Here is a 26868-nt window from a genome sequence, read left to right on the forward strand (position 1 = left end):
GCTAGGGCGTCGGCTCCCGCGCGTCGTACGCGCGAAATCCCGGCTGGCGCCAGGCCAGCACCGCCACGAGCACGACGCACAGCGATCCGCCGACGACCATCGCGCCCGCCTCGCCCATGCCCGCTGCGAGCGAGCCGATCAGGAAGTCGCCGAGACGCGGACCTCCCGCGACGACCAGGGTGAAGATGCCCTGCATCCGGCCCCGCAGCTCGTCGGGCGCAGCGGTCTGCAGGATCGTCGAGCGGAAGGCCGAGCTCACCATGTCGGCACCACCGGACACCGCGATGCAGCCGACGCACAGCCACAGCAGTCCCGCGGCGCCCGTCGCGGCGAACCCCGCCACCGCGACGGCAGCGCCGTACACCGCGACGGCGACCAGCACGGCGAGGCCCTGCCGGCGCACCCCGCTGACCCAGCCGGACACGAGGAACGCGGCGAACGACCCGAGCGCGGGTGCCGCTTGGAGGAGGCCGAGCGTGCTGGCTGACGAGGCGAACACGCTCAGCGCGAGGGCCGGCATGAGCGCGCGCGGCTGGGCCAGGACCATCGCGACGATGTCGACCACGAAGGTCGCCCGCACGTTCGGGGCCCGGCGCAGGAAGACCAGTCCGTCGACGACCGAGCGGAGGCCGGGGACCGAGGGCGCACCGCTGGGCGGCGGCATCGCCGGAAGGCGCACCAGCGCGTAGAGCGACGCCGTGAAGGTCACGACGTCGACCGCGTAGGCTGCCTCGATCCCGTGCCAGGCGATGACGGCGCCCCCGCCGAGCGCACCGACCGAGAACCCGAGCGTGAACGCGGCCATGCCGAGCGCGTTGGCCGCCGGCAGCAGCTCGGGAGGCAGCAGGCGCGGCAGCATCGCCCCTCGCGCCGGGTTGTTGACCGCGAACATCGCCGACTGCACGGCGACGAGCACGTACAGCAGGCCCACCGACTCGTTGCCGAGCAGCGCCTGGACGAGGAACGCGATCGAGCAGACCCAGAGCCCCAGGGCCGACCAGAGCGCGACGGCGCGGCGGTCGTAGGCGTCGACCAGCGCCCCGCCGTACAGGCCGCCGGCCACCAGCGGAAGCAGGCTGCTGAGGCCGATCAGCCCGACCGCGAAGGACGACTCGGTCAGGCGGTAGACCTGGTAGCCGGTGGCGACGATCGTCATCTGCGCGCCGACGTTCGAGATCGTCTGGCCGGTCCACACGCGCCGGTAGTCGGCCGAGTGCCGCAGAGGTCGAAGATCGGTCAGGAGCCCCGCTCCCCGACGCGTGCGTGCATCCACCGCGACATCGTCGCACCCCGCAACCATCGCGGGACGACGCGTCCCGCAGGGTGGATCAGAGCTGGATCTCGCCGATCAACGGCGAGAAGGAGGAGCGGCGCGCTCGCGGCGCGTCGATCGCCCGCTCGGCCGAGACGACGTCGGGGGCGGCGACCACGCGGCGCGCCCCTCCGACGACCCGCACGACGACCATCGGCGTCGCGACCAGGACCGCCACGACCAGGCCGATCCAGACCGCACGCCCGAACAGGCCGTCGGCCGCGTCCGCCGCGACGGCGACGACGGATCCGCCCCCGACGTAGACCGCCGCCCAGGTGCAGGAGCCGGCGAAGGACGCCGTCACGAAGGCCCGGTAGGACAGGCCCGACGCCCCGGCGGCGGCCGGGGTGATCGTGCGCAGCACCGGCAGCAGCCGGGTGCCGAAGACCGCGACGGCTCCCCGGCGGCGCAACAGGTCCATCGCGCGGTCGAAGTGCTCGACCCCGAGGCGGCGCACGACCCGGGTGGTCCTCAGGCGGTCGCCGTAGCGGCGTCCGAGCAGGTAGCCGACGTGGTCCCCGGCGCAGGCGCCGACCGCGACCAGGAGGCCGAGGAGCAGCATGAGCTCCCACGTCGGGAGCGTCGCGGTGAGCACGACGATCGCCGTCTCCCCGGGCAGGAACATGCCGATCCCGAGCCCGGACTCCGCGAACGCGATGCCCAGGCCCGCCAGGAGCGACCACAGGACGTGCACGAGGCCAACCTCCACCCGCCGGGCGTCCTCCGGCGGACGGCGCGTCGACGACCGGGTGAACTCCCGGTGCAGAGCCGGTTCAGGGCGCCAGACGCTCCCGCCGCCACGCGCCGCCCTCGGCGACGAAGCGGATGCGGTCGTGCAGACGGTTCGGTCGGCCCTGCCAGAACTCGAACGACTCGACCTGCAGGCGCAGCCCGCCCCACGTGGCCGGGCGGGTCCCGGCGTCCGGCGAGGCCGCCGCCGCGTCCCAGCGCCGCTCGAGCTCGGCGCGGTCGGCCACGACCCGTGACTGCGGCGACGCTGCGGCGCTGATCCGGCCGCCCGGCGGGCGCGACACGAAGTAGGCGTCGGACTCCTCGGCGCTGATCCGCGCGACCGGCCCCTCCAGCCGCACCTGCCGCGAGAGGTCGTGCCACAGGAGCACGGCCGCCGCTCGAGGGTTCGTCTCCAGCTCGGTCCCCTTGCGGGACTCGTAGCTCGTGTGGAACACCGCACCGGCGGTGTCGAGCGACTTCAGCAGCACGATGCGCACCGAGGGCGCGCCGTCGCTCGAGGCCGTGGCGAGGGCCATCGCGTTGGGCTCGGTGATGCCGGCGGCGACCGCCTCGGCGAGCCATCGGTCGAACAGCGCGTACGGATCGGAGCCCGCCGTCTGCTCGTCGAGGCCCGTCTCGCCGTACTCACGTCGCATCGCGGACAGATCGGGGGTGACCATGACCACACCGTAGCGAGGGTGGCACGATGAGCCTCATGACTGAGGTACACCACGGACTCGAGGGCGTCATCGCATTCGAGAGCGAGATCGCCGAGCCCGACAAGGAAGGGTCGGCCCTGCGCTACCGCGGCGTCGACATCGACGACCTGGTCGGCCGCGTGCCGTTCGAGAAGATCTGGGGCCTCCTGGTCGACGGGTCCTACGAGCCGGGCCTGCCGCCCGCCGAGCCCTTCCCCATCCCGGTCCACTCCGGTGACATCCGCGCCGACGTGCAGAGCGCCATCGCGCTGACCGCACCGGCCTGGGGCATGAAGCAGCTCTACGACATCGACGACCTGCAGGCCCGCGAGGACCTGGCCCGCGCCGCCGTCATGGTTCTCTCCTACGTCGCGCAGGCCGCCCGCGGTGTCGGCCAGCCGTTCGTGCCGCAGAGCGAGATCGACCAGTGCACGACCGTCACCGAGCGCTTCCTCAAGCGCTGGCGTGGCGAGGTCAACCCCGACCACGTCAAGGCGATCGACGCCTACTGGGTCTCGGCGGCCGAGCACGGCATGAACGCCTCCACCTTCACGGCCCGCGTCATCGCCTCCACCGGCGCCGACGCCGCGGCCGCCCTCTCCGGCGCCGTGGGCGCCATGTCGGGCCCGCTGCACGGCGGCGCCCCGGCGCGCGTGCTGACGATGATCGAGGAGGTCGAGAAGCTGGGCGACGCCGAGGCGTACGTCAAGAAGCTCCTCGACTCCGGCGAGCGCCTGATGGGCTTCGGCCACCGCGTCTACCGCGCCCAGGACCCCCGCGCCCGCACGCTGCGTCGCACGGCCCAGGAGCTCAAGGCGCCCCGCGCCGAGGTCGCCGAGGCCCTCGAGAAGGCCGCGCTCAAGGAGCTCCGCGAGCGTCGTCCCGACCGCGTGCTCGAGACCAACGTCGAGTTCTGGGCCGCGATCATGCTCGACTACGCCGAGATCCCGCCGCACATGTTCACCGCGATGTTCACCTCCGCCCGCACGGCCGGCTGGAGCGCCCACATCCTCGAGCAGAAGCGCACGGGCCGTCTGATCCGTCCGTCCGCGATCTACACCGGCCCGGCCTCGCGTCGCGCCGACGAGATCGAGGGCTGGAACCCGGAGTGGGCCACCAGCTGACCGGCACCCGCCTGGACTGAGACGGGCGGGCGGGCTCACCACCGACGCCCTAGCGTGGGGGCATGACCATTCGCGACCTTCCCCTGAACGACTCCGTCACGATCCCCCAGCTCGGCTTCGGCGTCTTCCAGGTCGATCCGGCCGAGACCCAGAAGGCCGTCGAGACGGCCCTCGAGGTCGGTTACCGACACATCGACACCGCCCGCATCTACGGCAACGAGGAGGCCGTGGGCGCCGCCCTCAAGGCGTCCGGCCTGCCGTCTTCCGAGGTGTTCGTGACGACCAAGCTCTGGAACTCCGACCAGGGCACCGACGCGACCCTCGCGGCCTTCGACGCGAGCCTGGACCGCCTGGGGCTCGACGTCGTCGACCTGTACCTGATCCACTGGCCCACGCCCGAGCGCGGCCTGTTCGTCGACACCTGGAAGACGTTCGAGAAGCTGCACGCCGACGGCCGCACCCGCGCGATCGGCGTCTCCAACTTCCGCGCGCAGGACCTGCAGGTGCTGGCCGACCAGGGACTGACGACGCCGTCGATCAACCAGGTCGAGCTGCACCCGGCCCTGACCCAGGTCTCGCTGCGCGAGTACCACGCGGCCAACGGCATCCTGACCGAGGCGTGGAGCCCGCTGGCGCAGGGCGAGGTCCTCGACGAGTCCGTCATCACCGGCATCGCCGCCGCGCACGACGCCTCTCCCGCCCAGGTCGTGCTGGCGTGGCACCTGGCGATCGGCAACGTCGTGATCCCGAAGTCGGTCACGCCCTCGCGCGTCGCCGAGAACTTCGCGGCCACCGAGGTCACGCTGACCGACGCCGAGATCGAGCAGATCACCTCGCTGGACCGCGGACACCGCACGGGACCCGACCCCAGCACGTTCAACCGGGCCTGACCGGCCGGCCCCGGGGTCGCCGAGCAGCGCACGAGCGGCACGGCGACCCCGGGCCGGGCCTATCCTGACGGCGTGAGGTCTCGGGGAGTCGCGCTGCTGTCCGGTTCCGTCGTGCTCGTGGCCCTGGTGGCCATCGCGATCGGTCTGGTCTCCCCCAGCGGCGGCGAGCCCGCGGCTCCGCGGCCCTCGCCGACCACGGGCTCGAGCCCCGCTGCGGAGACCACGGCACCCGCCGCACCGGTCGATCCGGCGGCACTCGCGCCGGCCTCGGTCGCCGGCACCTGGCCCGGACGCCCCGCCGCCACGACGGAGGCCGGAGGAGTCGTCGACTGGTGCCCCGCCGTGCAGGTCTCGGTGTCGCCGTCGGCCGCGCGCGAGATCGGCGACGAGGCCGCCCGCGCCGCCGCCTGCCGTGCCGTCGCCTTCACGTTCGACGTCCGCTACTCCCGGCTCTCCCTGCCCCGTCAGTCGTACGCGCGCGAGGACTTCGCCGCGGTCGAGGCGCAGCTCACCGACGCGTCCCGCACGACGACCTACCCGGCTCGGATCGATGCCGTCGTCGCGTCGCCCGGCAGCAGTGCTGCGCGCGAGGGGACGGGGGTGGTGCTTCTCGACGGCCCGGGCCCCGGTGGCGGACGTCAGTACTTCGGCTCGCCCTGGAGCGACGCCGGATACGCGGACCGCGCCGTGTGGATCGATCCGAGCTGGAGCGTCGTGCAGGTCGACCTGGAGCGCGGGGGCCCCCGACCACGGGTGAACGTCAGCTTCGACGCCTCGGCCGGAGTGCCCGTCTGGAACCCGAGGGCCGTCCGGGCCGAGAAGCTCACCGTCTCGACGTCCGCGACCTACGTGCTCGACGGACCGGACTGGCGCATCAACGGCTGGAACCTGTCGATGGACCTGGGCGGCTTCGCACCACTGCCGTGAGGCAGCGGATCGGCGGATGACACCCCTGAAAATGATGCCGGGCCGACCATCCCCCCGAGATGGTCGGCCCGTATGGCACTGAGGAAAGACTATCCCGGCCTAGTCCTTTGTGACTAGTCCCGGTCCGATCATTTTTTGACCCCTCCCGTAGGTCACGCGCGCCCCGAGGCCCTCGCCGCGCACCTCCAGCGGCCTGACCTGCGACGATGCCGGTCGCGTCCGCCGCCCAGGCGGGGAGTCGGGCACTCAACCCACGCACAGCCGTCTCACATCATGAGATCTTGGGGTTCTCACAGCGAGATCCGCCGGTTCGGCCTCGCCTAGTTCCTTCGGGCTATGTTTCACTGGACGGGTCGAGCCGATGAGTCGTCCATCTCCCTGTGACGCGACCGCCCCCAACACCTGCGGTCCACGGCCTCGACCTAGGGCCCGCGCCGCTCCCTGCGCGGGCCCTCCCCCGTCTCCGACGGAATCAGTCGTCGTACGCGGCCAGCAGGCGGTCCGCCGCCTCGGCGGCGCCCAGGCGGCCTTCGAGGATCTCCTCGCGCACGTCGGCGCGAACCGCGCGCACGCCCTCGTGACGCCGGAGACGGTCCTCGAGCTCGTCCCGGACCAGGGCCCAGGTGAAGTCGAGCTGCTGCTGCGCCCGCTTCTCGGCGAGCCCCCGGTGCCCCAGGAACTCGCGGTGGCGCAGCACGCGGCTCCAGACGGTGTCGATGCCGGTGCCCTCGAGACCCGAGCAGGTCAGGACGGGGGGCACCCAGTCCTGGGTCCCGGCGTAGACCATCCGCAGGGCCCCGGCGAGGTCCTTGGCCGTCACCTCGGCCTCTCGCACCCGCTCGCCGTCGGCCTTGTTGACCGCGATGACGTCGGCGATCTCGAGAATGCCCTTCTTGATGCCCTGCAGCTGGTCGCCCGTGCGGGCGAGCGTGAGGAACAGGAACGTGTCGACCATGCCCGCGACCGTGATCTCGGACTGACCGACGCCAACGGTCTCGACCAGGACGACGTCGTAGCCGGCAGCCTCCAGGATCGTCATGGCCTGGCTCGTCGCGCGGGCGACGCCGCCGAGGGTGCCGGCCGACGGCGACGGACGGATGAAGGAGTTCGGGTCGATCGCGAGGGTCGACATCCGGGTCTTGTCGCCCAGCACCGAGCCGCCGGTGCGCACGCTCGACGGGTCGACCGCGAGGACGCCGACCTTGTGGTCGCGCCCCGTCAGGTACGTGCCGAGCGCCTCGATCGTCGTGGACTTGCCCACGCCGGGCACGCCCGAGATCCCGACGCGCACCGCTCCCCCGGCGTCCGGGGTCAGGGTCGTCAGCAGCTCTCGCGCCGCCGCCCGGTGATCGGCCCGTCGGGACTCCACGAGGGTGATGGCCCGCGAGATCGAGGCACGACGTCCCTCGCGCACGCCGTCTGCGAGCGCCGCGACGTCGACAGCCGCCATCAGTCCTGCAGCTGGGTGCGGAGCTTGTCGAGCAGCGACAGGGCCGAGTCGGCGATCACGGTGCCGGGGAGGAAGACCTCCGTGGCGCCCATCTCCTTGAGCGTGGGCACGTCGTCGGGCGGGATGACCCCGCCCATGACGACCATGATGTCGCCTCGGCCCTGCTCCTCGAGCGCCTTCTTGAGCTCGGGCAGCAGCGCCAGGTGTCCGGCCGCGAGGGAGGACACGCCGACGATGTGCACGTCGGCGTCGATCGCCTGCTGGGCGACCTCCTCGGGCGTCGAGAACAGCGGGCCCACGTCGACGTCGAAGCCCATGTCGGCGAACGCCGTCACGATGACCTTCTGACCGCGGTCGTGGCCGTCCTGACCCATCTTGGCCACGAGGATGCGGGGACGCCGTCCCTCGGCCTCCTCGAACTCGGCCGTCGCGTCGATGACGCGCTGGATGTTGCCACCCTGGCCTGCTTCGGTGCGGTACACACCCGAGATCGTACGGATCACGGCCTGGTGGCGCCCGTAGACCTTCTCGAGCGCGTCGGAGATCTCACCGACCGTCGCCTTGGCCCGGGCCGCGTCGACCGCCAGCGCGAGCAGGTTGCCGTCGAGCGTCCCGTCCTTGCGGGCACCGCGCTCGGCCGAGTTCGTCAGGGCCTCCAGGGCTCGGCGGACGTCGTCGCTGTTCCGCTCGGCCCGCAGCCGCTCCAGCTTGGCGACCTGCGCGGCGTAGACCGCGGCGTTGTCGACCTTGAGCACGTCGAGCGGGTCCTCGTCGCGCAGGCGGAACGTGTTGACGCCGATCACGGCCTGCTGGCCGGAGTCGATCCGGGCCTGCGTGCGGGCGGCGGCCTCCTCGACGCGCATCTTCGGGATGCCTTCCTCGATGGCCTTGGCCATGCCTCCGGCCGCCTCGACCTCCTGGATGTGGGCCCAGGCGCGGTTGGCGAGCTGACGGGTCAGCTTCTCGACGTAGAACGAGCCGCCCCACGGGTCGATGCTGCGCGTCGTGCCCGACTCCTGCTGCAGCAGCAGCTGGGTGTTGCGGGCGATGCGGGCGCTGAAGTCGGTCGGCAGCGCGATGGCCTCGTCGAGCGCGTTGGTGTGCAGGCTCTGCGTGTGGCCCTGCGTCGCGGCCATCGCCTCGATCGCGGTGCGCTGCACGTTGTTGTAGACGTCCTGCGCGGTCAGCGACCAGCCCGAGGTCTGCGAGTGCGTGCGCAGCGACAGCGACTTCGGATTCTTCGGGTCGAAGTCCTTGACCAGCCGGGCCCACAGGGCACGGCCGGCGCGCATCTTCGCGATCTCCATGAAGAAGTTCATGCCGATGGCCCAGAAGAAGCTCAGTCGCGGCGCGAACGCGTCGACGTCCAGGCCGACGTCGAGGCCCGCCCGGATGTACTCGACACCGTCGGCGAGCGTGTAGGCGAGCTCGAGGTCGTTCGTGGCCCCGGCCTCCTGGATGTGGTACCCGGAGATGCTGATGGAGTTGAACCGCGGCATCTTCTGCGCCGTGTACGCGAAGATGTCGGAGATGATCCGCATCGACGGCGACGGCGGGTAGATGTAGGTGTTGCGGACCATGAACTCCTTGAGGATGTCGTTCTGGATCGTCCCCGCGAGCTGCTCCGGCTTCACCCCCTGCTCCTCGGCCGCGACGATGTAGAGCGCCAGCACGGGCAGCACGGCACCGTTCATCGTCATCGACACGCTCATCTCGTCGAGCGGGATGCCGTCGAAGAGCGTGCGGGTGTCGTAGATCGAGTCGATCGCGACGCCGGCCATGCCGACGTCGCCCTTCACGCGCGGGTGGTCGGAGTCGTAGCCGCGGTGCGTCGCCAGGTCGAAGGCGACCGAGAGGCCCTTCTGGCCGGCCTTGAGGTTGCGGCGGTAGAACGCGTTGGACTCCTCGGCGGTCGAGAAGCCGGCGTACTGGCGGATCGTCCACGGCTGGGTCGTGTACATCGCCGGGTACGGCCCGCGCAGGAACGGCGCCTGGCCGGGGTACGTGTCGAGCGCGTCGGCACCCTCGAGGTCGCCCGCCGTGTAGAGCTCCTTGACGTCGATGCCCTCGGGGGCCGCCCACGGCTCCACGCCGTCGGCGGCACGCGCGTAGGCCTCGGCGTCGCCCGCGGGCTCCTGCTCGGGATCCAGCGGGAAGTCGGCGAAGCTGCTGGGGATGCTCGTCATGAGCCCAGCTCCTCTCGGGTGCGGCGGAGGAAGGCGAGGGCGTCGAGCCCCGCGAAGGCTTGGTCGTCGGCACCGACGTCGACCTTGCCCGCGACGACCACGTGGCGGGCGCCGGCCTCGCGCAGGGCGGCGACCAGGTCGGCACCCCACTCGGCGTAGGCCTTGTCGTTGCCGGTCAGGCACACGACGGGCGACCCGTCGTAGACCGCGACGACCTCGTCGACGCCGGCGGTGGGGCCGGCCGTGACGGTGTCGATGCCGCCGGCGGCGAACAGGTTGGCGGCGAACGTCGCCCGGGCCGTGTGGGCCGCGACGGGGCCCATCGTGGCCAGGAACACTGGCGTGGCGACGCGCTCGTCACGCATGTCCTCGAACTCGTGCGCGTAGCGGAACACGGCCTGCTCGGCCGGGTACGGACGACGCTCGGGCAGCTGCTCGTGCAGGTTCGGGAACTCGCTGACGCCGGTGAGCGGCATGGCCCGCTTGGCGATCTGCAGCGCCCGGGCCTCGCGGGTCGCGGCGATGCGCTCGGCGACCAGGTCGAGCGCCGACAGCACGCCGCCGGCGGCCTCGAGCTCACCGAAGCCGGCCCAGGTGGCGCGTGCGAGGTCGTCGGTCAGCTCCTCGACCAGGTGCGAGCCACCACCCGGATCGGTGACCTTCGCGACGTGCGACTCGCTGATGAGCAGGCTGGAGGTGTTGCGGGCGATGCGACGGCTGAACGCCTCCGGCAGGCCGAGCGGCTCGTCGAACGGCAGCACCGTGACGGCCGCGGCGCCGCCGACGCCGGCCGCGAAGGAGGCCACGGTCGTGCGGAGCATGTTCACGTACGGGTCGTACGTCGTCATCATCGGCCGCGACGTGACCGCGTGCTGGTGCTGGCCGCGCTGGGCCTCGGCGACCCCGGCCAGCTCGGCGACCCGCGACCACGTGCGGCGGGCAGCGCGGAACTTCGCGATGGTCGGGAACTGCTCGTCGGTCGCAGCCAGACGGAACTCCAGGAGGCCCGCGGCGTCGTCGACGGAGATCCCGGCCTCGGTCAGGACCCGCAGGTACGTGGCGCCGGCCGCGAGCACGTAGGCGAGCTCCTGGACGTCCGAGCCGCCGGCGTCGTGCACCGCGGTGCCGTCGACGACGATCGCGCGGATGCCGAGCGGGAGGGCGAGTCGCGCGGCCTCGACCGCGACGTCGAGGTCGGTCTGACCCACGCCGCGCACGGCGTTGCCGATCGGGTCGACGCCGAGGTTGGTGCCGTGGTGGGCCTGGACGGCCTTGTCCTCGAGCACCGCCGCGAGGGCCCGCGCCGCACCGAGCGGATCGTGCGCGTCCTGGACGACGACGGGCGCCAGGTCGAGGAACACCGGCTCGAGGATCGCCGCGAGGGCGTCGGTCGGCGCACCGTCCTGGCCCAGGGTCAGCCAGATCGAGTTGACCCCGTTCTCGAGGTCGGTCAGCACGTCGTCGGCGGTGCGCTGCCCGTCGGGATCGGTGAACCAGGCACGGATGTCCCACGCCCGGTTCTCGCGGAGCGCGTCGGCGCCACGGGTGAACGGCGCCTGGCCCGGCAGGCCGGTCGCCGGCAGGTCCGCGGTCAGCTCGGGCGTGCCGAGCGGCGTCACCTCGATGCCGTCCAGCGTGGTCGTGGTGAGACGGGCCCAGGCGGCGGAGTCCGGGTCGTCGTCACCGAGCTTGCGGGTCTTGCGCAGGACGGCGGCCGTGGCCGTCTCCCACGCCTCGCGCGTCGAGGTGAGGCCCTCGGCGAGCGGGACGGTCACCTCGGCGGGGGCGGCCGGCGTATCGGCTGACATGTGTCGCATCGTACGAGGCCCGGGGCCGACCTGCCCACTCGGCCCGGTCACCACTGACTGCACCGCAGGGCGGACCGCGGCGACGGCCTCGGACGAGGTGTCAGGCGCTCGCGTCGCGAACCGCGTCGGCGAGCTGGGCCCGCGCGCGGTTGATGCGGCTCTTGACCGTCTGCACACCGATGCCCTGGTGGGCCGCGATCTCGTCGTAGGTCATGTCGCCGTACTCCCGCAGGACCAGGGCCTCACGGAAGTCGGGCGAGACCTCGCGCAGCGCCGACGTGATCAGGTCGCGGTCGTCGACCTGCCCCGTGGTGTCGGCCGCCACGACGAGGTCGACGATGTCGTCGGTGTCGATCGGGATCGTGCGGCGCTTGCGGCACACCGCGATCGAGGCGTTCGCGGCGATCCGGTAGCACCACGTGCTGAACTTGGAGTTGCCGCGGAACTTGTGGATGTTCTGCCAGGCCGAGATCAACGTGTCCTGCAGCGCATCCTCGGCGTCGAGCGGATCGGCGGTGATGCGCAGGCACACCGACCACAGGATGTCGCGACTCTCGGTGACGAGCTGGGTGAAGGCGTCGGGGTCGCCGGCACGCGCACGTTCGACCAGCGTGCCGTCGGCACTCACGGTCTCCGTCATCGGACCCCCATCACTCGGACGGGCACCAGTATGACCTCTCCGGTCCGGCCACGAAAGACAACGGCACGGGGACCTCTCCCCACCGGCCGCCTCAGCCGGGCGGCGGGGGCGGCGGAGGAGGTACCCGGCGAGCCGTTGCTGCCGGAGCCTCTGCCGTCGCGACCGGAGGCTGTGCCGTTGCGGCCGGAGGCTGTGCCGTTGCGACCGGAGGTCGGGGAACCGGGAGCGGCTCCGGCGACTCGGCCCGCTGAGCGATCGCCCGGTAGGACTGCGCCAGCACCCGAGCCGCCTCCGCCTCACCCGGCGCGTACGCGAGCGTCGCCCGGGTCTGCGCCTCACCCGACCGGCGACGCGCCTCCGAGGCGATCTCGGCGGCCGGGGTGTCGCGCCCCAGGCCGAGCTGCTCGGCCGGGTGGTCGGAGCGGCTGAGCCGCTCGAGCTCGGGGATGAGATCGGTCGCGACGCGCGTGGAGCGCAGCATGCCGATCGCCTGGATCTCGCGCACGATCTGCAGCTCCGGAGCCACCAGCGCCTGCTCGACGAGGTCGAGCACCGCCTGGTCGGCACCGCTGTGCCGGGCCGCGCGCTCGACCGCGTCGAGGGCGCGGAGCGCCTTGAGCCCACCGGCACGGGCCTGGACGTGGTCGCGCACGAGCCGCTGCAACCCGTCGATGCCGGACACGTCCGACAACCACTCCCCGAAGCGGTCCGAGCCCTCGCTCGCCTCGAGACGCCCGGCCTCCAGGCCGAACGGGCCCAGCTTGTCCTGCAGGTCGCGAACGCGGTCCTTCGCCAGGACGGCGTCCAGGCCCACCCCGGTGCGCAGGCGCACGGGAGCCACCTCGGCCAGGGTCGCCAGGTCGACGACGTCACGCTCGCGCAGGCGACCCGTGCGCGAGGTCTCGGCCAGGAGGCCCGAGACGGGCACGACGTCACCCACCTCGCCGATCCGGGAGGTGGCGAGCCGGCGGGCCTGGTCGCGGGCGGGCCGCATCGGGTCGTCGCCGGCCGCGTCGGCCAGGAGGTCGGCCTGCGACAGCACGCCCACCGCGTTGACCGCGGAGCCGTTCATCTCGCCCGAGGCCGCGCGGAACTGCTTGAGGAAGTCCGCCTCGTCCTCGCGCTGCTCCTGACGGAACAGGAACAGCACCGCGTCGGCGTCGCCACTGGCGTGCTGCGACGTCAACGAGTCGCCGAGGACCGCGCTGCGCGTGACCTCCTCGTTCTCGCGGGTCAGCGAGGACAGACCGGGGGTGTCGATCAGCGTCAGGCCACGGAGCGAGGCCGACTGGAGGCGCACGACGAGCCGCTTGACCTGCTCGGCCGGCACGGGGAGGTCCTCCGGCAGGCGGCCGTCGACCAGCGAGATCGGGATCTCGCGGCCGTCGTGGCAGTGCACGACCGCCGCACCGTCGGGCGACCCGAACTCGAACCACGTGACGACGCGGGTGCACTCCCCGGCCCGGGTCGGGGCGATGCGGCGTCCGATCAAGGCGTTGACGAGCGTCGACTTGCCGGCCTTGACCCGGCCGACGACCGCGAGGCGGAGCGGGTCGTGCAGAGCGGCCCGACGGCGCGAGGCGACCTCACGGACCGTCGGGCTCGCGACCTGTTCGATCTGGAGGAGCAGCGTGTCGACACGCTGCACGACGGGTGTCACCCTCACCCGAGCCCGTCGTCGCCGACCCGACCGAGGTCGTCGGGATCGATCGCGTCGTCCGCCGGCGACCAGTCGTCGGTGTCCCACACGTGCGGGCCGTCGTCGTCCGCGCCGGCGAAGGCAGCACCGTCGTCGTCGGCACCGTCGTCGTCGGCACCGTCGTCGGCACCGGCCCCGAGGCTCGCGTCGTCCGGGTCGTCATCGTCGTCGCCGTCGTCGCCGGGCTGGTCGTCGTCGACGGCACCGGAGACCGGGTCGTCGTCGGGAGCGAGCGCGTCGTCGCCGGGCTCGGCGTCGGGGTCGAGGGCGTGGGCGAGGGCCCGGAGCCACGTGGACTCCGGGACCTCGGCCAGAGGCAGCTGGTCAGACATCGTGATCCAGTCTCGCGATCCGGATCAAGCCTGCGCCGCCGCGACCTCGTCGCCCCGCAGGACGACGGGCAGCAGGGCCCACTTGCCATCGAGCATGGTCGAGACCGCGTCCGACTGCGGGAGGCCCGAGCCGACCGTGGAGGCCGCGGTGTCGGGAGCCGGCTCGTCGCAGACGACGGCCTGGTTGTTGCCGTCCTCCCACGCGTCCTCGAAGTACTCGATCGGGATCTCCATGGCCTCGCCGTCCGGCGTGCCGGTGTCGTTGACGTAGACGACGCCCTTGTCCTCGTCGATGCCCGTGACCATCACGATGTGGTTGATCGCGTTGTCCTCCGGACCCGGGTCGTAGCCGTACATCGGACCCCAGTACTCGTCGGCGTCGACCATCACGGCGACGCCCACGTCGTCGGCGAGCATCTCCTTGAGGTCCTGGATCTCCAGACCCTGCTCCAGCTCGGCGGGGACACCGTGCGCCTCCAGCATGTCGACGATGTCGTCGGCGTACATGCCGGTCGTGGTGCCGTCGGGCAGCACCTCCATGACACCGTTGTCGATCGCCCAGTTGGCGAACTCCTCCTCGTTGGCGAAGGTCTCGCCGGTGTACTCCGAGACGATCTGGGCGATCGCGGACGGGCCGCACGTGCCGTTGACGGCCTGCTCGAACCACAGCTCGGCGTCGCCGAACGGGTCACCGACCAGGCCGGTGCTGCTGGGGTCGCCCTGCGGGTGCTTGCCGTCGTCGTCCTTGTCGTCCTCGTCGTCCTCGTCCTCGTAGTCGACGTTCTTGGTGTCGTCCTTGTCGTCCGGGGCGAACCAGCTGGTCGGGCTGTCCGAGTCCTTCTCGTCCTCGTCCGAGTCCTTGTCCTTCTCGTCGTCCTCGTCCGAGTCCTTGTCGCCGTCGAAGCCGGTCTGCTCGAACTCGGACTCGCCGAGCTCGTCGCCGAAGGTGTCGACCAGGTCGGGGGCGATCTCGGCCGCCTCCTCGAGGGTCATGACCGTGGGCTGGGCGGACGTGTTGGTGGGGTCCTCGTAGACCCCGACCTCGCCGTTGCCCAGGTCGACGACCGCGAGGTCGACCTCACCGTCGCCGTCGGAGTCGATGTCCGCCGCGTCGACCTCGCCGTCGCCGTCGGTGTCGTACGTCGCGATGGACGTGTTGTCGTCGAAGTACTCGACGACGGTGTCGACGACGCCGTCACCGTCGAGGTCGTCGAACTGCTGGTTGCCGATCAGGTCGTCGCTCGGGTCGGACATCGTGGGCTCCTCGGTCGCTGGGGTGGTTCGTCACACCTCTGAGGTGTCGCGCTGCGGATTTGTTCCCGAGGACTTTCGCCCCGTCGTTCGCGGACCAGGTCCAGGCGCGAGCGCCTCCACCATGACAGCCTGCAGCTCCTCGCGCTGCGCGCGCAATGCCTCGAGGTGACGCGTCTCGTTGGCGACCTCCCGGCGCAGGCGCTCGGGGGTCTCCGCCGCGGCCCGCCGGGCGGCCTCGAGCTCGGTCTTCGCCGAGTCGAGGGCGGCCTTGAGCTCGTAGCGGAAGGCGATCGTGACGTCGCGCAGCATCACGGTGCGAGCGCGGTCGACCGCGAACCGCAGGTGCGTCTCGGCCCGGTTCACGGCCGTCGAGGCGGTCTGGGTGACGAGCCGCTCGAGGTTGTGCGCCCGACGCGTGCGGTAGTTGACGATGTACCAGGCCGCGCCGCCCACGATCGAGAACACCGGGGCGATGATCGCCGGAGCGATCAGACCGGCGACGAGGCCGCCCATGCTGGAGCCGATCATCGCGGTGCTGGCCAGGGTCGCGTCGAAGCTGCCGCTGTACTCTGCCTCGGCGACCTCGGCCATCGCGAGGTCGTCGACGTCCGGGTTGAGGCGGACCGCGGTCGCCAGGTCGCGGCCGATCGAGCGGAAGAGCTGGTCGGCCTGCAGGTGGAAGCCGCCGATGAACTCCCCGATCGAGGCCGACACGATCGCCCGGAGCTGCGCGGTCAGGGCGACGGCGACCTCCTCGATGACCTTCTCGGGGTTCTCCTTGCGGCGCTCGTGCGCGACCACCGCCCACTGCTGACGCACCTGGGCGAGCTGCTGGGAGGCACGGTGCAGGACGTCGGCGCGCAGCACGCTGGAGTCGGAGTTCAGGTCGAGCGACCAGCGGTCGCCCTGCTCCTGGAGCTCGCGCAGACGGTTCACGAACGCGTCGAGCTCGGGCACCTGCTGCCCCGCCGACTCCAGGGCGTGGATCGTGCGGCGCCGCTTCTCCTCGTAGCGCTCGATGCCCGACAGTCCGGAGCGCAGAGCGTTCGCGACGGCGATCGACGACGGCTCCACGAGTCGCTCGCGGATCGCGGCGGACAGGGCGTCGATGCCCGCGTACTCGCGCAGGTCGGCGGTCTCGACCGGGTCGAGACCGGCCACCTCCAGCGACACCGTCGAGGAGACGGGGCAGATCGGGGCGTCGGCGAACCGCGGGGCGTGCTGGCGCAGCAGCGCCCTGTTCTCGGCCATGACCTCTTCCCACCCCGACGGGTGGTGGTCGATCTTGGCCAGCGCGAACACGGCCTGCTCGACGCTCGCCGAGACCTCGGTCAGGAACTCCAGCTCCGGGCGCGTGAGCACCTGGCCCGCGTCGGTGACGACGACGAGGACCCCGCCCTGCGCGGCCGCCAGCGCGGCGAGCTCGGTGTGCCCCCGGGTCAGACCGGCGATGCCGGGGGTGTCGACGAGGGCCACGCCGGGCAGCGAGGCGGACTCGTGGGCGATCGTGATGCCGACGAAGGCCGGGTCGTCGTCGTTCCCGGTCGTGCCGGACACGGCGACCTCGCGCGCCACGTCGAGACCCACCTGGCGGGTCGTGCCGTCGGCGAACTGCAGGCGCGCCTGCCCGTCGACGAGGTCGTCGGTGGGAGGGGCGACCCGCACGAAGCCGGCCGTGACGACACCCAGACCCGCCGGCACGAGGCCCGCCTCACCCAGGATCGCGTTGACGAGCGTGCTCTTGCCGCGCTTGACCTCGCCCACGACGACGGCCGAGGCCACCGTCGGCGCCGCCGCGGCCAGGGCCGTCGACATCGCATCGGCCCACGGCTGGAACTCGGTGCCCTTGAGGGCCGTGACGGTCGAGCGCACCGCGCGGCCCTGCGCCGACGTCAGGCGTGGACGGTCAGGCGACAGCGCCGGGCGGGCGGGACTCACGCCGCCGCACCCGGGTCAGGCACTCTGCCACCAGGCGTACAGCTCCGGCAGCAGGTTGTCGTCGGTCGCGGCCCACACCTCGGCCAGGGTCGAGGTGTCGGTCCAGGCGACGTAGCTCTGGTTCTCCTCCGTGCTGTAGTGCAGCAGGATCTGGCCGGCGTCCTCGGTCTCGCCCTGGAACTTCCAGGTGCCCCACCCCGGTGCGCCGTCGAGCGTCTGCGGCCCGCTGAGGCCCTCGTTGGAGATGACGCTCTGGAACACGTCCTCCATCGACGCGGCGTCGCCGTAGCCGTAGATGTTGAGGTGGTCGGGGGCGAAGCCCGTCTCGTCCTCGAGCGCGTAGCAGGTGATGCCGATCTGGGCGCCCTTCGGATCGTCCATCGTCACGCAGTCGGCCGGGTCGACGAGGGAGTTCGACGCGACGACGTCGTTGAGCAGGGCGCACTCCGTGGTCGAGAGGTCCGGACTGTCGACGCACTCCGGGTCGGTGCTGGCGTCGTCCGACGGCGAGGTGCGGGTGGGGTCGGGCTCGGCCGTCGGGTTGGGTGACGGGTCACCGCCACCGATCAGCACCACCGCAGCCGCGACGCCGCCGCCGACCAGCACCAGCGCAGCGGCGGCCAGGCCGATCAGCAGCGTGCGGCGCTTGCGGGGGCCGGACGGGCCGCTTCCACTGGGCCCGGCCGGACGGGAGTAGGACGCCGGTGCCGGGGTGTACGCCGGAACTGCGGGGATGCCGCCCGTGGTCTCGGTCGGGCTGGGCGTCGGCGCCACCGGGGCCGGAGCCGGGGCGGGAGCGGGAGCCGAGATCGGTGTCGGACGGGGCGCCGGCGCCGGAGCGGGCGGAGCCGGCGAGGCCATGGGCGCGATCGCGGGCTCGCGGAGCTGGCGGCCGAGCGGCGACAGGGCACCGAGGCAGGTGATGAGCTTGGGGTCGTCGAGCGTGGCGGCCGGCTGCCCCACGACGCGGGCGAGCGAGGTCTGCAGCGGGCGGACGAGCGACGCGCCACCCGTGAGGTAGACCGTGGCCAGCTCGGTCGGCTTGAGCCCGGCGCGCGAGCACGCCTCGATCGTCAGCGAGGTGATCTGCTCGACGTCGTCGGCGATGGCCTCGGCAAACTCGTCGGCCGTGACGGTGACCGTGACGGCCCCGCCCCTCGTGACGACCGGCACCGTCGTCGACTCGCTCTCGGACAGCGCGTGCTTGGCCTGCGAGACCTGCTCGCGCAGCGCCCGGCGGGCACCCAGTCCGGCCGTGCTCTCGAGCGCGGACAGCACCTCCGGGTGGCCGCCGGCGCGCACCGCGTCGAGCACGATGTTCTCGAGCCGCAGGTCGAACAGGCCACCGCCGAGGTCGGGGCGGCCCGCCGTCGAGACGACCTCGAAGGGGCGCAGGGCGTCGCCCGTGACCCGCATGACCGCGATGTCGGCCGTGCCGCCACCGATGTCGACGACACAGACGTGGCTGCCACCCGGGGGCAGCGGCGCGTGCTGGGCGTAGCGGGAGACCGCGGCGACCGGCTCGGGCAGGAGGCCGACGGCGGAGCGCGGGAAGCCAGCGCGCTCGGCGGCCTCGACCAGGACGTCGCGACGGGCCCGCTGGTAGCCGGCGGGGTAGGTCAGGGTGAGCTCGACGGGGCGCCCGCCTCCGGCCACGCGGGCTGCGCGCTGGGTGACGGTGCGCAGCACGGCGGCCACCAGGTCGACGACCTCGCGGTCGGTGCCGCCGAGCTGCACGACGTTCTGGCCCACGAGCCGCTTGGGGTTGCGCTCGAAGGCGCTCGGGTCGAGCAGCATGCGCCGCGTCGCCTCGACGCCGACCGTGAGGCCACCGGCGTCGGCGAACACCGCCGACGGCATGACGTCTCCGTTGTCGGACAGGCGGACCGTCTGCGGGTCGCGTCCGTCGATCTGGATCGCGGCCGTCGAGTTCGAGGTGCCGAAGTCGATGGCGAGTCGCCACGTGCTCACGCCATGCCACCCTTCGATCCGACTCGCCCCGCGGGGTCGGGGCTCTGATGTCTGGCAGCACCCTAGCCGTTCCAGGAGTCTGCGTCTGTCGTCCGGTATATCGCCCACGAGGCGGGCACCACAACGGGGACCGCTCCCCTGCGCGTGGCGCTCCACGTGACAATGGGACGGTGAAGATCCCCGCAGAGCTGCTCCCCCGCGACGGTCGTTTCGGTTCCGGGCCCTCCAAGGTGCGCCCCGAGGCCCTCGAGGCCCTGGCCGCGACCGGCACGGGACTGTTGGGGACGTCACACCGCAAGGCACCGGTCAAGAACCTCGTCGGCGCCATCCGCAGCGGGCTGACCGACCTGTTCTCGCTGCCCGACGGCTACGAGGTCGTCCTCGGCGTCGGTGGCTCGCACGCGTTCTTCGACGCCGCGGCGTTCGGGCTGGTCGACCGCCGTGCGCAGCACCTCGTGCACGGCGAGTTCAGCCGCAAGTTCGCCCGGGCCGTGGCCGCTGCCCCGTTCCTGGACGACCCGGACGTGCGCGAGTCCGAACCGCACACCCACCCGACGCCCGAGGCCGTGGCGGGCGTCGACACCTATGCCTGGGCCCACAACGAGACCTCCACCGGCGTCTGGGTGCCGGTCGAGCGGGTCGCCGGTGCCGACGCGGGTGCGATCAGCCTGATCGATGCGACCTCCGCCGCGGGCGGCCTGGCGGTCGACGTCGCGCAGTGCGACGTCTACTACTTCGCCCCGCAGAAGACCTTCGCGTCCGACGGCGGGCTGTGGGTCGCGCTGATGTCACCGGCCGCGATCGAGCGGGCCGAGCGCCTCAAGGCCTCCGGCCGTCACATCCCCGGGTTCCTCGACCTGCCCGCCGCGATCGACAACTCCCGCAAGGACCAGACCTACAACACCCCGGCGCTCGCGACCCTGTTCCTGCTCGAGCAGCAGGTCGCCTGGCTCAACGGCCTGGGCGGCCTCGACTTCGCGGCACGCCGCACCGCCGACTCGGCCTCGCGCCTGTACGCGTGGGCCGAGGACCGCGACTACACCGTGCCGTTCGTGGCAGATCCGGCCGAGCGCTCGAACGTCGTCGGCACGATCGACCTCGTCGGCGTGGAGGCCTCGGACGTGTCGGCCGCGCTGCGCGAGAACGGCGTCGTCGACGTCGACGGCTACCGCGGGCTCGGCCGCAACCAGCTGCGCATCGGCATGTTCCCCGCGATCGAGCCCGACGACGTCAGCGCGCTGACGGCCTGCATCGACCACGTGGTCGAGCAGCTCCGCTCCTGAGCGGAGGCTCAGCGGACGGGGACGGACAAGCAGCAAGGACCGGACGCCGGCCACCCCGCACCCTGGTCGTGACCGCCGATGATGCATCGGGGTCGTCATGGCGACCCCGATGCATCATCTCCGGTACCACCGGGACCGGGGATGATGCCTTTCGGCAGTCCCAGCGACCGCAATGCATCGGTCGCGCGCCGCCCACCCGCTCGTCCATGCGGAGCGACGCGCTCGCGACCACGAACGGCAGCCGCGCTCAGCCAGGACGGAAGTCAGTCGACGACGGAGCCGCCGCGGTGCAGCTCGCGGTGCTCGGTGTAGATCCGCGCGTTGCGGTGCAGCGACTCGACCTCGTCGTCGGTGAGCTCGCGGCGCACCTTGCCGGGCACGCCCGCCACGAGCGAGCGCGGCGGCACCTGCATGCCCTCGGTCACGAGCGCACCCGCGGCGACGAGGGTCTCGTCCCCGATCACGGCGCCGTTCATGACGACCGCGCCCATGCCGATCAGCACGTGGTCGCCGACCGTGGCCCCGTGGACGACCGCGTTGTGACCGACCGACACGCCCCGCCCGAGGGTCACCGGCTTGCCCTTGTCGACGTGGAACGCACAGCCGTCCTGCACGTTGGAGTCCGGCCCGATCACGATCGGCTCGTTGTCGGCGCGCAGCACGGCGGAGTACCAGATGCTGGCACCCTCGCCGAGCTCGACCGAGCCCACGAGGGTCGCGTTCGGCGCGACGAAGGCGGACTCCGGAACGGTGGGACGGCGGCCGTCACCCAGGTCGATCAGCATGGCCCCACGGTAGACGTCAGGTGAGCCAGCGCGTGATCGGGTCGATGCCGAAGTAGATGACGAACAGGCCCGCCACGATCCACATCAGGGCGTGCAGCTCGGCCGCCTTGCCGCGCACGACCTTGAGCAGCACGTACGTCACGAAGCCGGCGCCGATGCCGACCGTGATCGAGTACGTGAACGGCATCAGGGCGATCGTGAGGAAGGCGGGCAGCGCGATCTCGACGTCGTCCCAGTCGATGCCGCTGACCTGGGTCATCATCAGGAATCCGACCAGCACGAGCGCGGGAACCGCGGCCTCGCTCGGGATGTGCTGGACCAGCGGTGCCGCCAGGGTCGAGATCAGGAACAGGACGCCGGTCACGATCGACGCCAGGCCCGTGCGGGCACCGTCGCCGACGCCCGCGGCCGACTCGATGTACGACGTGTTGCTCGAGACGCCTGCAGCGCCACCGGCTGCGGCGGCGACCGAGTCGACGATCAGGATGCGCTGCGCGTTGGGCGGCGTGCCCTCGTCGTCGTTCAGGCCCGCCTCGGCGCCGACCGCCGTCATCGTGCCCATCGTGTCGAAGAAGTCGGCGAGCAGGAGCGAGAAGACCAGCAGGAAGGCCGCGACGACGCCGACGCGGTCGAAGCCACCGAGCAGGTTGAACTCGCCGAGCAGGCCGAAGTCGGGCGTCTGGAAGACCTGGTCGGGCCAGGACGGGACGTTCAGGTTCCACCCCTTGGAGGTCGGGTCGCCGCCGCCTCCGGGGGTGTCGGTGATGGCCTGGACGATGCCGGCCAGGATCGTGCCGAACACGATGCCGATCAGGATCGCCCCGGGCACCTTGCGGGCGTGCAGCGCGAACATCACGAGCAGCGTGATGCAGAAGACCAGGACGGGCCAGCCCGAGAGCGTGTTCCCGATGCCGAGCTGCACCGGCGGGGCCGGGATGCCGGACGTGCGCACGAAGCCCGCGTCGACCAGGCCGATGAAGGTGATGAACAGGCCGATGCCCACCGCGATCGCGGTCTTGAGCTGCGTCGGCACCGCGTCGAAGACGGCCTTCCGGAAGCCCGTCAGCACCAGCACCAGGATCACGAGGCCCTCGAGGACGACCAGGCCCATCGCGTCGGCCCAGGTCATCTGCGAGGCGACCGAGTAGGCGACGAAGGCGTTCAGACCCAGACCGGCCGCGATGGCCAGCGGGAAGTTGGCGATCGCGCCCATCGCGATCGACAGCGCACCGGCGACCAGCGCGGTGCAGGCCGCGATCGTCGCGAAGCCCGAGCCCGGCTCGGAACCGCCGCCGAGGAAGTTGCCGTCGACGTCCGGGACGCCCGCCAGGATGATCGGGTTCAGCACGATGATGTACGCCATCGTCAGGAACGTGACGACCCCGCCGCGCACCTCCCGGCCCACGCTCGACCCGCGCTGGGAGATCTTGAAGTAGCTGTCGACGGCGGTGGCCATGGTGCTCCTGACGTGCTGAGGGACGGCGCCCGAGTCGGCGCGCCGCACAGCATCATGTCCGACGGCGTCGGCGCAGGAGAAGGGCCCCGGCGAAAAGGCCCACGATCGTCGCACCGGCGACCCAGACGAGGGTCGACGGCGTCCAGGTGCTCTCGGTCTCCGCAGCGGCCGGGGTGGTCGCCGGGGCCTCGACCGGCTCGGGGGTCTGCAGCGCCAGTCGGTACAACGGCTGCCCGACGCCCTCGCTGCCCGCGAGGAACGTCGTGCCGGAGGGCTCGACCGCGAGCGTCTCGCCCTGCGGCTGCTGAGGGAGCTCGATCGAGGCGACCTGCGCGAAGTCGTCGCGGACGTCGTAGAGGGTCGCGCCGAGGTACGTGCGCACGACCGCGTAGTGGCCGTCGGGGGTGATCGACGCGTCCGTCACGAGGATCGGCATCGAGACGCCGGTCGACGTCGCGGTGCTGACCGCGTCGCTCGGCAGCGTGTCGGGCAGGGCCAGCAGCTCGCCGCCCGTCCACCCCTTCGTGACGACCCACTTCGCGTCACTCGTGGGGTCGACCAGCAGCGCCTCGACGTCCTCGCGGCCCGTCTCGAAGGTGAGCGGGTGGACCTCAGGGCGCACGCTGCCGTCCTCCCGGCCCGGCTCGGGCAGCGAGTACAGGCGCGCGTCGTCACGCACGCCGTTGTTGTCACCCGTGTCGGCGATCCACAGCGTGCCGGAGCCGTCGAGCGCCATGGCCTCGGGGTCGCGCCACGGCACGTCCTCGAGCTCGGTGACGCCGACGACCTCGCACGACGTCAGGTCGACCGCGTAGACCTCCGGGTCGCTGCCGGAGTCGTTGACGACGTAGGCCGTGTCCGGGTGCGCCGCGCTGACGGCGAGCCCGCTCTGCTCGTCGATGCGGTCGTCGGTCAGCGTGCAGGCCGCGGTGGCGTCGGTCGGGGCACTGCTGGTGGCGGCGTCGGCACGCCCCGTGAGGGTCGCCACGACGACCACGACGAGCAGCGCGATCAGGAGGCCCGGGATCAGCAGCCGGCGGTGGCGGGGGTTCATCGCGTCCCAGCATGCCAGGCAGGACCGGCAACCCGCGTCGCAGCGGTCACGCGAGTAGGGTGGGCCCCGTGAACGACGACGACCTGGTGCGCCCCGAGGACGGGCCCGAGACGGTCGAGCGCAAGCTGGGTCACCGCGAGCGCGAGCGCCTCGAGCGTGCCGCGCGCCGCCACGAGCTGGGCCGCCCCGACATCACCGAGCTCGAGATCGGCCGCAAGACCCACAAGGTCGCCGAGGTCGAGCCGATGGACGTCGACGGCGTCCGCACGATGGTCGTCGGCACCATCATGTGGGCCGTCGCCGCCGTGGCGCTCCTGCCGTTCCTGGGCACGCTGCGCGACCAGGGCGACGACTGGTGGTTCTGGACCACCGTCGCCGGCTTCGGCCTGGGCTGCATCGGCATCGAGTACTGCCGTCGCCGGCGCAACGCCCTCGCGCGCCGCCCCGGCCGCCGCAAGGCCTGACCTCCCGGACCGCAAGATGTGGTCAGTTCGGTCACGGATCCCGCGGAAAACCGTGACCGAACTGACCACATCTGGCGGACTCAGGCCACGGGGACCTGGATCTCGTCGGCGTCGCGCTCGGGCTCCGGGTCGCGGTCGATCGTGGTGCGCAGCGGGATCTCCTTGATGAAGAGCGCCGCCAGCAGGCTGACCACCGCGACGACCGCGGCGATCGCGAAGATGTGGCCCGTCGCGTCGCCGTACGCGCCCCGCACGATCTCGGCGACCGGAGCCGGGAGCGCGTCGAGGTCGAGCAGCGAACCGCTGCCCGCCGACGGCCCCGAGGCGCCGTTCGCGGCGAGCTGGTCGGTGACCGAGGTCTTGACGTCGTGCGCCAGGATCGCGCCGAGCACCGAGACGCCCACCGCACCGCCGAGCGACCGGAAGAACGCGACCGTCGCGCTCGCAGCCCCGACCGTCGAGACCGAGACGGTGTTCTGCACGGCGAGGACGTAGTTCTGCAGCAGCATGCCCATGCCGAGACCCATCACGGCCATCGAGGTCATCGCGTGCCACTCGGGCGTCGTGTGGTCGACCGTGGAGAGCATCGCCAGACCGATGACGAGCAGGGTCGAGCCGGCGACGAGGAAGCGCTTCCAGCGGCCGTAGCGGGTGATGAGCTGACCGCTCAGCACCGTGCCCACCAGCGAGCCGGTCATCAGCGGGATGCTCAGGACGCCGGCCCAGGCGGCGGAGTGTCCTCCGGCGACCTGGAAGTACTGGCCGAGGAAGACCGAGCCACCGAACATCGACATGCCGACCGCGATGCTGCCGACGATCGCGAGCGCCGTGGTGCGCTCCCGGACGACGGCGATCGGGAGCAGCGGCTCCGGGTGACGCGTCTCGACCACGACGACGAGCACCGCGGCGATGATCGTCGCGCCCCAGAACAGCGCGGTCTCGGTCGAGAGCCAGGCGAAGGAGTCACCGGCGAAGGTGACCCAGAGCAGCGGGAGCGACGCCGCGATCGTGATGAGCAGCGCACCCCACAGGTCGAGCTGTACCTTGCGACGCTGGGTCGGCAGGTGGAGCTGACGGTGCAGGATCACCAGGCTCGCGACCGCGAGCGGCACGCAGACGTAGAAGCACCAGCGCCAGCCGAGCCCCGGCGTGTCGACGATGACGCCGCCCATCAGCGGTCCGCTGACCGTCGCGACGGCCATCGTCGCGCCCATGTAGCCGCTGTAGCGGCCACGCTGGCGCGGCGGGATGATCGAGCCGATGATCGACTGCGACGTCGCGATCAGGCCGCCCATCGCCAGGCCCTGGAGGACGCGGCACGCGATGAGCCACGGGACGCTCTGGGCCGCGCCGGCCAGGATCGAGCCGATCACGAAGGTCACCAGCGCGATCTGCACGAGGGTCTTCTTGTTGACCAGGTCCGAGAGCTTGCCCCAGATCGGCATCGAGACGGTCATCGCGAGCAGCGACGACGTCACGACCCACGTGTACTGGGTCTGCGACCCGTTCAGGTCGGCGATGATCGTCGGCAGGGCGTTCGAGACGATCGTCGAACTGATGAGGGCGGTGAACATGCCGGCGAGCAGACCGACGAGAACCTGGAGGATCTCGCGGTGGCTCAGCGCGACGGAAGGCTGAGTTTGTTGCACAACGCAACTATACAGTCAGAACCCTGAACGCGCGGGCCGAGTGCCCGACCTCACAGCGACTCGGGCGACTCCGGCTCGGTGTCCGCAGGTGCCTCGGCGTCCGGGGCGGCCTCGGCGCTCGCCTCGGCCTCGGGTGCGGTCTCGACGACGACCTCGGCCTCGACCGCGATCTCCGGCTCGGCCGCGTCCGGGGTCTCCACCGGCTCCTCGGCCACCAGCTCCTCGGCGACGGGCTCCGGCTCGACCACGGTGGGCTCGGGTCGGGCGACGACGTCGCGGGTCAGCGTGTCGAAGTAGGGCTGCGGCAGCTCCTGGACCGCGGTGGCGCGGCTCAGCTTGACGCCGGAGTGGGCGCCGCAGCCGTGCTCGTGGTCGACCACACGGCCGTCGTCGTTGGCCATGCCGTTGGCGCACACCCCGAAGCGGTCGGACAGCGCGCCGGCCAGGCCGAGGCGGAAGCCGCACGTGCGGCACGTACCGGAGGCCTGCTGGGCGATGGCGGTGTGGGGGCCACCGGCGCCGTCGTGCCAGCGCTGGGCCGCCATGTCGCGACCCTCGAGCGAGAGGACCCAGGTGCGGCCGCCCGCGAGCTCCTGGGCGGCCTGACGATCGGCGGCCTCGACCTCGCCGTCGCCGGCCGACCAGGCCGGGACGAGTCGCAGGTCGTCGACGTCGGGCGGCAGCACGTCGCCGGGTCCGAGGTCGCCGGGACGGATGCGGTCGCGGTAGGGCGTCCAGGCCGGGGCCACGATGGCCTCGGCGCCGGGCAGCAGGACCAGGTCGTTGACGGTGGGCTCGGCGTCGGCCGCGACGGCCGTCAGGCTGACGACCCACGACCACCCGCGGTACCCGGGCTGCAGCGCCTCGAACGCGTGGGAGACCCAGCCGTCGGCGTCGACGTCGGCACGCAGGTGGGCGCCGACGACGTCCTCACCAGCGGCCTCGACCACGACGGCGCGGGCGAACGGCTCGGCGGCCTGCAACATCTGCTCGACGGACATGCCCCGATTGTCCCTCATGCCACCACGCGCGCAGGACACGGGTGAGGCAGGATGGACGCATGGGAGTGCCGCACGACGACGCCGACGGACGGTGGGACGAACCAGCGCCGCCGGTGGACGAGCCGGAGCGCGACCCCTACGCCGACCCGCGGTCGCCCCAGGAGCCCCAGGGCCCCCACGCCGCGGTCAAGGCGGTCCGCGGCACCGGACGCGTC

General features: G+C 72.2%; 22 protein-coding genes. 5 read left to right on the forward strand and 17 right to left on the reverse strand.

Annotated elements, in window-relative coordinates:
- Position 1 precedes the first annotated feature (1 nt).
- The 3 genes from ABD127_RS10125 to pdxH all read right to left on the reverse strand — a co-directional run bounded on the left by ABD127_RS10125 (position 2) and on the right by pdxH (position 2724).
- On the reverse strand, positions 2–1273 hold the full coding sequence (locus ABD127_RS10125) for an MFS transporter (RefSeq protein WP_344200764.1): 1272 nt from the start codon (positions 1271–1273) through the stop codon (positions 2–4).
- A 55-nt stretch (positions 1274–1328) separates the two neighbouring features.
- The gene (locus ABD127_RS10130; RefSeq protein WP_344200766.1) at positions 1329–2006 is read right to left on the reverse strand and encodes a DedA family protein; all 678 of its coding nucleotides are present in this window, start codon (positions 2004–2006) and stop codon (positions 1329–1331) included.
- A gap of 79 nt (positions 2007–2085) precedes the next feature.
- Entirely contained in the window at positions 2086–2724 is a 639-nt protein-coding gene (gene pdxH / locus ABD127_RS10135; protein WP_344200768.1) for a pyridoxamine 5'-phosphate oxidase, read from the reverse strand.
- 35 nt (positions 2725–2759) lie between these two features.
- On the opposite strand from pdxH, the gene ABD127_RS10140 reads away from it, so the two are divergent.
- From ABD127_RS10140 to ABD127_RS10150, 3 genes are all read left to right on the forward strand, one after another.
- Positions 2760–3866: a citrate synthase 2 gene (locus tag ABD127_RS10140; protein WP_344200771.1), complete on the forward strand. Its 1107-nt coding sequence runs from the start codon at positions 2760–2762 to the stop codon at positions 3864–3866.
- Positions 3867–3928: 62 nt separating this feature from the next.
- The gene (locus ABD127_RS10145) at positions 3929–4756 is read left to right on the forward strand and encodes an aldo/keto reductase (RefSeq protein ID WP_344200774.1); all 828 of its coding nucleotides are present in this window, start codon (positions 3929–3931) and stop codon (positions 4754–4756) included.
- 72 nt (positions 4757–4828) lie between these two features.
- Complete coding sequence (locus ABD127_RS10150; RefSeq protein WP_344200776.1) at positions 4829–5683, forward strand: hypothetical protein; 855 nt, start codon at positions 4829–4831, stop codon at positions 5681–5683.
- Positions 5684–6155: 472 nt separating this feature from the next.
- Here the strand turns inward: ABD127_RS10150 and meaB are convergent, their stop codons facing one another.
- The 9 genes from meaB to ABD127_RS10195 all read right to left on the reverse strand — a co-directional run bounded on the left by meaB (position 6156) and on the right by ABD127_RS10195 (position 18961).
- Positions 6156–7133 (reverse strand): methylmalonyl Co-A mutase-associated GTPase MeaB, encoded by a 978-nt coding sequence (gene meaB / locus ABD127_RS10155; RefSeq protein ID WP_344200779.1) that lies wholly within the window; start codon positions 7131–7133, stop codon positions 6156–6158.
- On the reverse strand, positions 7133–9319 hold the full coding sequence (scpA, locus tag ABD127_RS10160) for a methylmalonyl-CoA mutase (protein ID WP_344200783.1): 2187 nt from the start codon (positions 9317–9319) through the stop codon (positions 7133–7135). The genes meaB and scpA overlap by 1 nt, the downstream gene beginning before the upstream one ends.
- A complete protein-coding gene (locus tag ABD127_RS10165) occupies positions 9316–11127 on the reverse strand; it encodes a methylmalonyl-CoA mutase family protein (protein ID WP_344200785.1) in 1812 nt (603 codons plus the stop codon). The genes scpA and ABD127_RS10165 overlap by 4 nt, the downstream gene beginning before the upstream one ends.
- Positions 11128–11227: 100 nt before the next feature.
- Complete coding sequence (locus ABD127_RS10170) at positions 11228–11767, reverse strand: RNA polymerase sigma factor (RefSeq protein ID WP_344200788.1); 540 nt, start codon at positions 11765–11767, stop codon at positions 11228–11230.
- A 91-nt stretch (positions 11768–11858) separates the two neighbouring features.
- Positions 11859–13433: a dynamin family protein gene (locus tag ABD127_RS10175; RefSeq protein ID WP_344200791.1), complete on the reverse strand. Its 1575-nt coding sequence runs from the start codon at positions 13431–13433 to the stop codon at positions 11859–11861.
- A complete protein-coding gene (locus ABD127_RS10180; protein WP_344200793.1) occupies positions 13430–13798 on the reverse strand; it encodes a hypothetical protein in 369 nt (122 codons plus the stop codon). Before ABD127_RS10180 ends, ABD127_RS10175 begins: the two co-directional genes overlap by 4 nt.
- A 24-nt stretch (positions 13799–13822) precedes the next feature.
- Positions 13823–15052, reverse strand: a complete 1230-nt coding sequence (locus ABD127_RS10185; protein ID WP_344200796.1) for a C39 family peptidase — start codon at positions 15050–15052, stop codon at positions 13823–13825.
- Between the two features lie 30 nt (positions 15053–15082).
- Positions 15083–16990 carry a dynamin family protein gene (locus ABD127_RS10190; protein ID WP_344200799.1) on the reverse strand — a complete coding sequence of 636 codons (1908 nt, stop codon included), beginning with the start codon at positions 16988–16990 and terminating at the stop codon, positions 15083–15085.
- A gap of 15 nt (positions 16991–17005) precedes the next feature.
- A complete protein-coding gene (locus tag ABD127_RS10195; RefSeq protein ID WP_344200801.1) occupies positions 17006–18961 on the reverse strand; it encodes an Hsp70 family protein in 1956 nt (651 codons plus the stop codon).
- 170 nt (positions 18962–19131) lie between these two features.
- On the opposite strand from ABD127_RS10195, the gene serC reads away from it, so the two are divergent.
- Entirely contained in the window at positions 19132–20244 is a 1113-nt protein-coding gene (gene serC, locus ABD127_RS10200) for a phosphoserine transaminase (protein WP_344200804.1), read from the forward strand.
- Positions 20245–20507: 263 nt separating this feature from the next.
- Here serC and ABD127_RS10205 read toward each other — a convergent pair whose 3' ends face one another.
- Genes ABD127_RS10205 through ABD127_RS10215 form a run of 3 tightly spaced genes read right to left on the reverse strand, consistent with a single transcriptional unit; the run spans position 20508 to position 23539 of the window.
- Entirely contained in the window at positions 20508–21029 is a 522-nt protein-coding gene (locus ABD127_RS10205; RefSeq protein WP_344200806.1) for a gamma carbonic anhydrase family protein, read from the reverse strand.
- A gap of 16 nt (positions 21030–21045) precedes the next feature.
- A complete protein-coding gene (locus tag ABD127_RS10210) occupies positions 21046–22485 on the reverse strand; it encodes an NCS2 family permease (protein ID WP_344200809.1) in 1440 nt (479 codons plus the stop codon).
- A gap of 52 nt (positions 22486–22537) precedes the next feature.
- Positions 22538–23539: an SdiA-regulated/phytase-like domain-containing protein gene (locus ABD127_RS10215; RefSeq protein WP_344200812.1), complete on the reverse strand. Its 1002-nt coding sequence runs from the start codon at positions 23537–23539 to the stop codon at positions 22538–22540.
- Positions 23540–23607: 68 nt separating this feature from the next.
- Here ABD127_RS10215 and ABD127_RS10220 point away from each other — a divergent pair, with 68 nt between their 5' ends.
- A complete protein-coding gene (locus ABD127_RS10220) occupies positions 23608–24003 on the forward strand; it encodes a DUF2530 domain-containing protein (protein WP_344200814.1) in 396 nt (131 codons plus the stop codon).
- An 80-nt stretch (positions 24004–24083) separates the two neighbouring features.
- Here ABD127_RS10220 and ABD127_RS10225 read toward each other — a convergent pair whose 3' ends face one another.
- A complete protein-coding gene (locus tag ABD127_RS10225) occupies positions 24084–25652 on the reverse strand; it encodes an MDR family MFS transporter (protein ID WP_344200816.1) in 1569 nt (522 codons plus the stop codon).
- A 50-nt stretch (positions 25653–25702) separates the two neighbouring features.
- Complete coding sequence (locus tag ABD127_RS10230) at positions 25703–26653, reverse strand: DUF3027 domain-containing protein (RefSeq protein WP_344200819.1); 951 nt, start codon at positions 26651–26653, stop codon at positions 25703–25705.
- Positions 26654–26868: the final 215 nt, after the last annotated feature.

Source organism: Aeromicrobium alkaliterrae (assembly GCF_039529015.1).
Classification (GTDB): Bacteria; Actinomycetota; Actinomycetes; order Propionibacteriales; family Nocardioidaceae; genus Aeromicrobium; species Aeromicrobium alkaliterrae.

Coding starts and splice junctions, on each gene's coding strand:
- ABD127_RS10180 (WP_344200793.1), bottom strand. CDS start 13,798: ATGTCTGACCAGCTGCCTCTGGCCGAGGTCCCGGAGTCCACGTGGCTC.
- ABD127_RS10165 (WP_344200785.1), bottom strand. CDS start 11,127: ATGTCAGCCGATACGCCGGCCGCCCCCGCCGAGGTGACCGTCCCGCTC.
- ABD127_RS10140 (WP_344200771.1), top strand. CDS start 2,760: ATGACTGAGGTACACCACGGACTCGAGGGCGTCATCGCATTCGAGAGC.
- pdxH (WP_344200768.1), bottom strand. CDS start 2,724: ATGGTCACCCCCGATCTGTCCGCGATGCGACGTGAGTACGGCGAGACG.
- ABD127_RS10145 (WP_344200774.1), top strand. CDS start 3,929: ATGACCATTCGCGACCTTCCCCTGAACGACTCCGTCACGATCCCCCAG.
- ABD127_RS10170 (WP_344200788.1), bottom strand. CDS start 11,767: ATGACGGAGACCGTGAGTGCCGACGGCACGCTGGTCGAACGTGCGCGT.
- meaB (WP_344200779.1), bottom strand. CDS start 7,133: ATGGCGGCTGTCGACGTCGCGGCGCTCGCAGACGGCGTGCGCGAGGGA.
- ABD127_RS10185 (WP_344200796.1), bottom strand. CDS start 15,052: ATGTCCGACCCGAGCGACGACCTGATCGGCAACCAGCAGTTCGACGAC.
- ABD127_RS10230 (WP_344200819.1), bottom strand. CDS start 26,653: ATGTCCGTCGAGCAGATGTTGCAGGCCGCCGAGCCGTTCGCCCGCGCC.
- ABD127_RS10215 (WP_344200812.1), bottom strand. CDS start 23,539: ATGAACCCCCGCCACCGCCGGCTGCTGATCCCGGGCCTCCTGATCGCG.
- scpA (WP_344200783.1), bottom strand. CDS start 9,319: ATGACGAGCATCCCCAGCAGCTTCGCCGACTTCCCGCTGGATCCCGAG.
- ABD127_RS10210 (WP_344200809.1), bottom strand. CDS start 22,485: ATGGCCACCGCCGTCGACAGCTACTTCAAGATCTCCCAGCGCGGGTCG.
- ABD127_RS10205 (WP_344200806.1), bottom strand. CDS start 21,029: ATGCTGATCGACCTGGGTGACGGCCGCCGTCCCACCGTTCCGGAGTCC.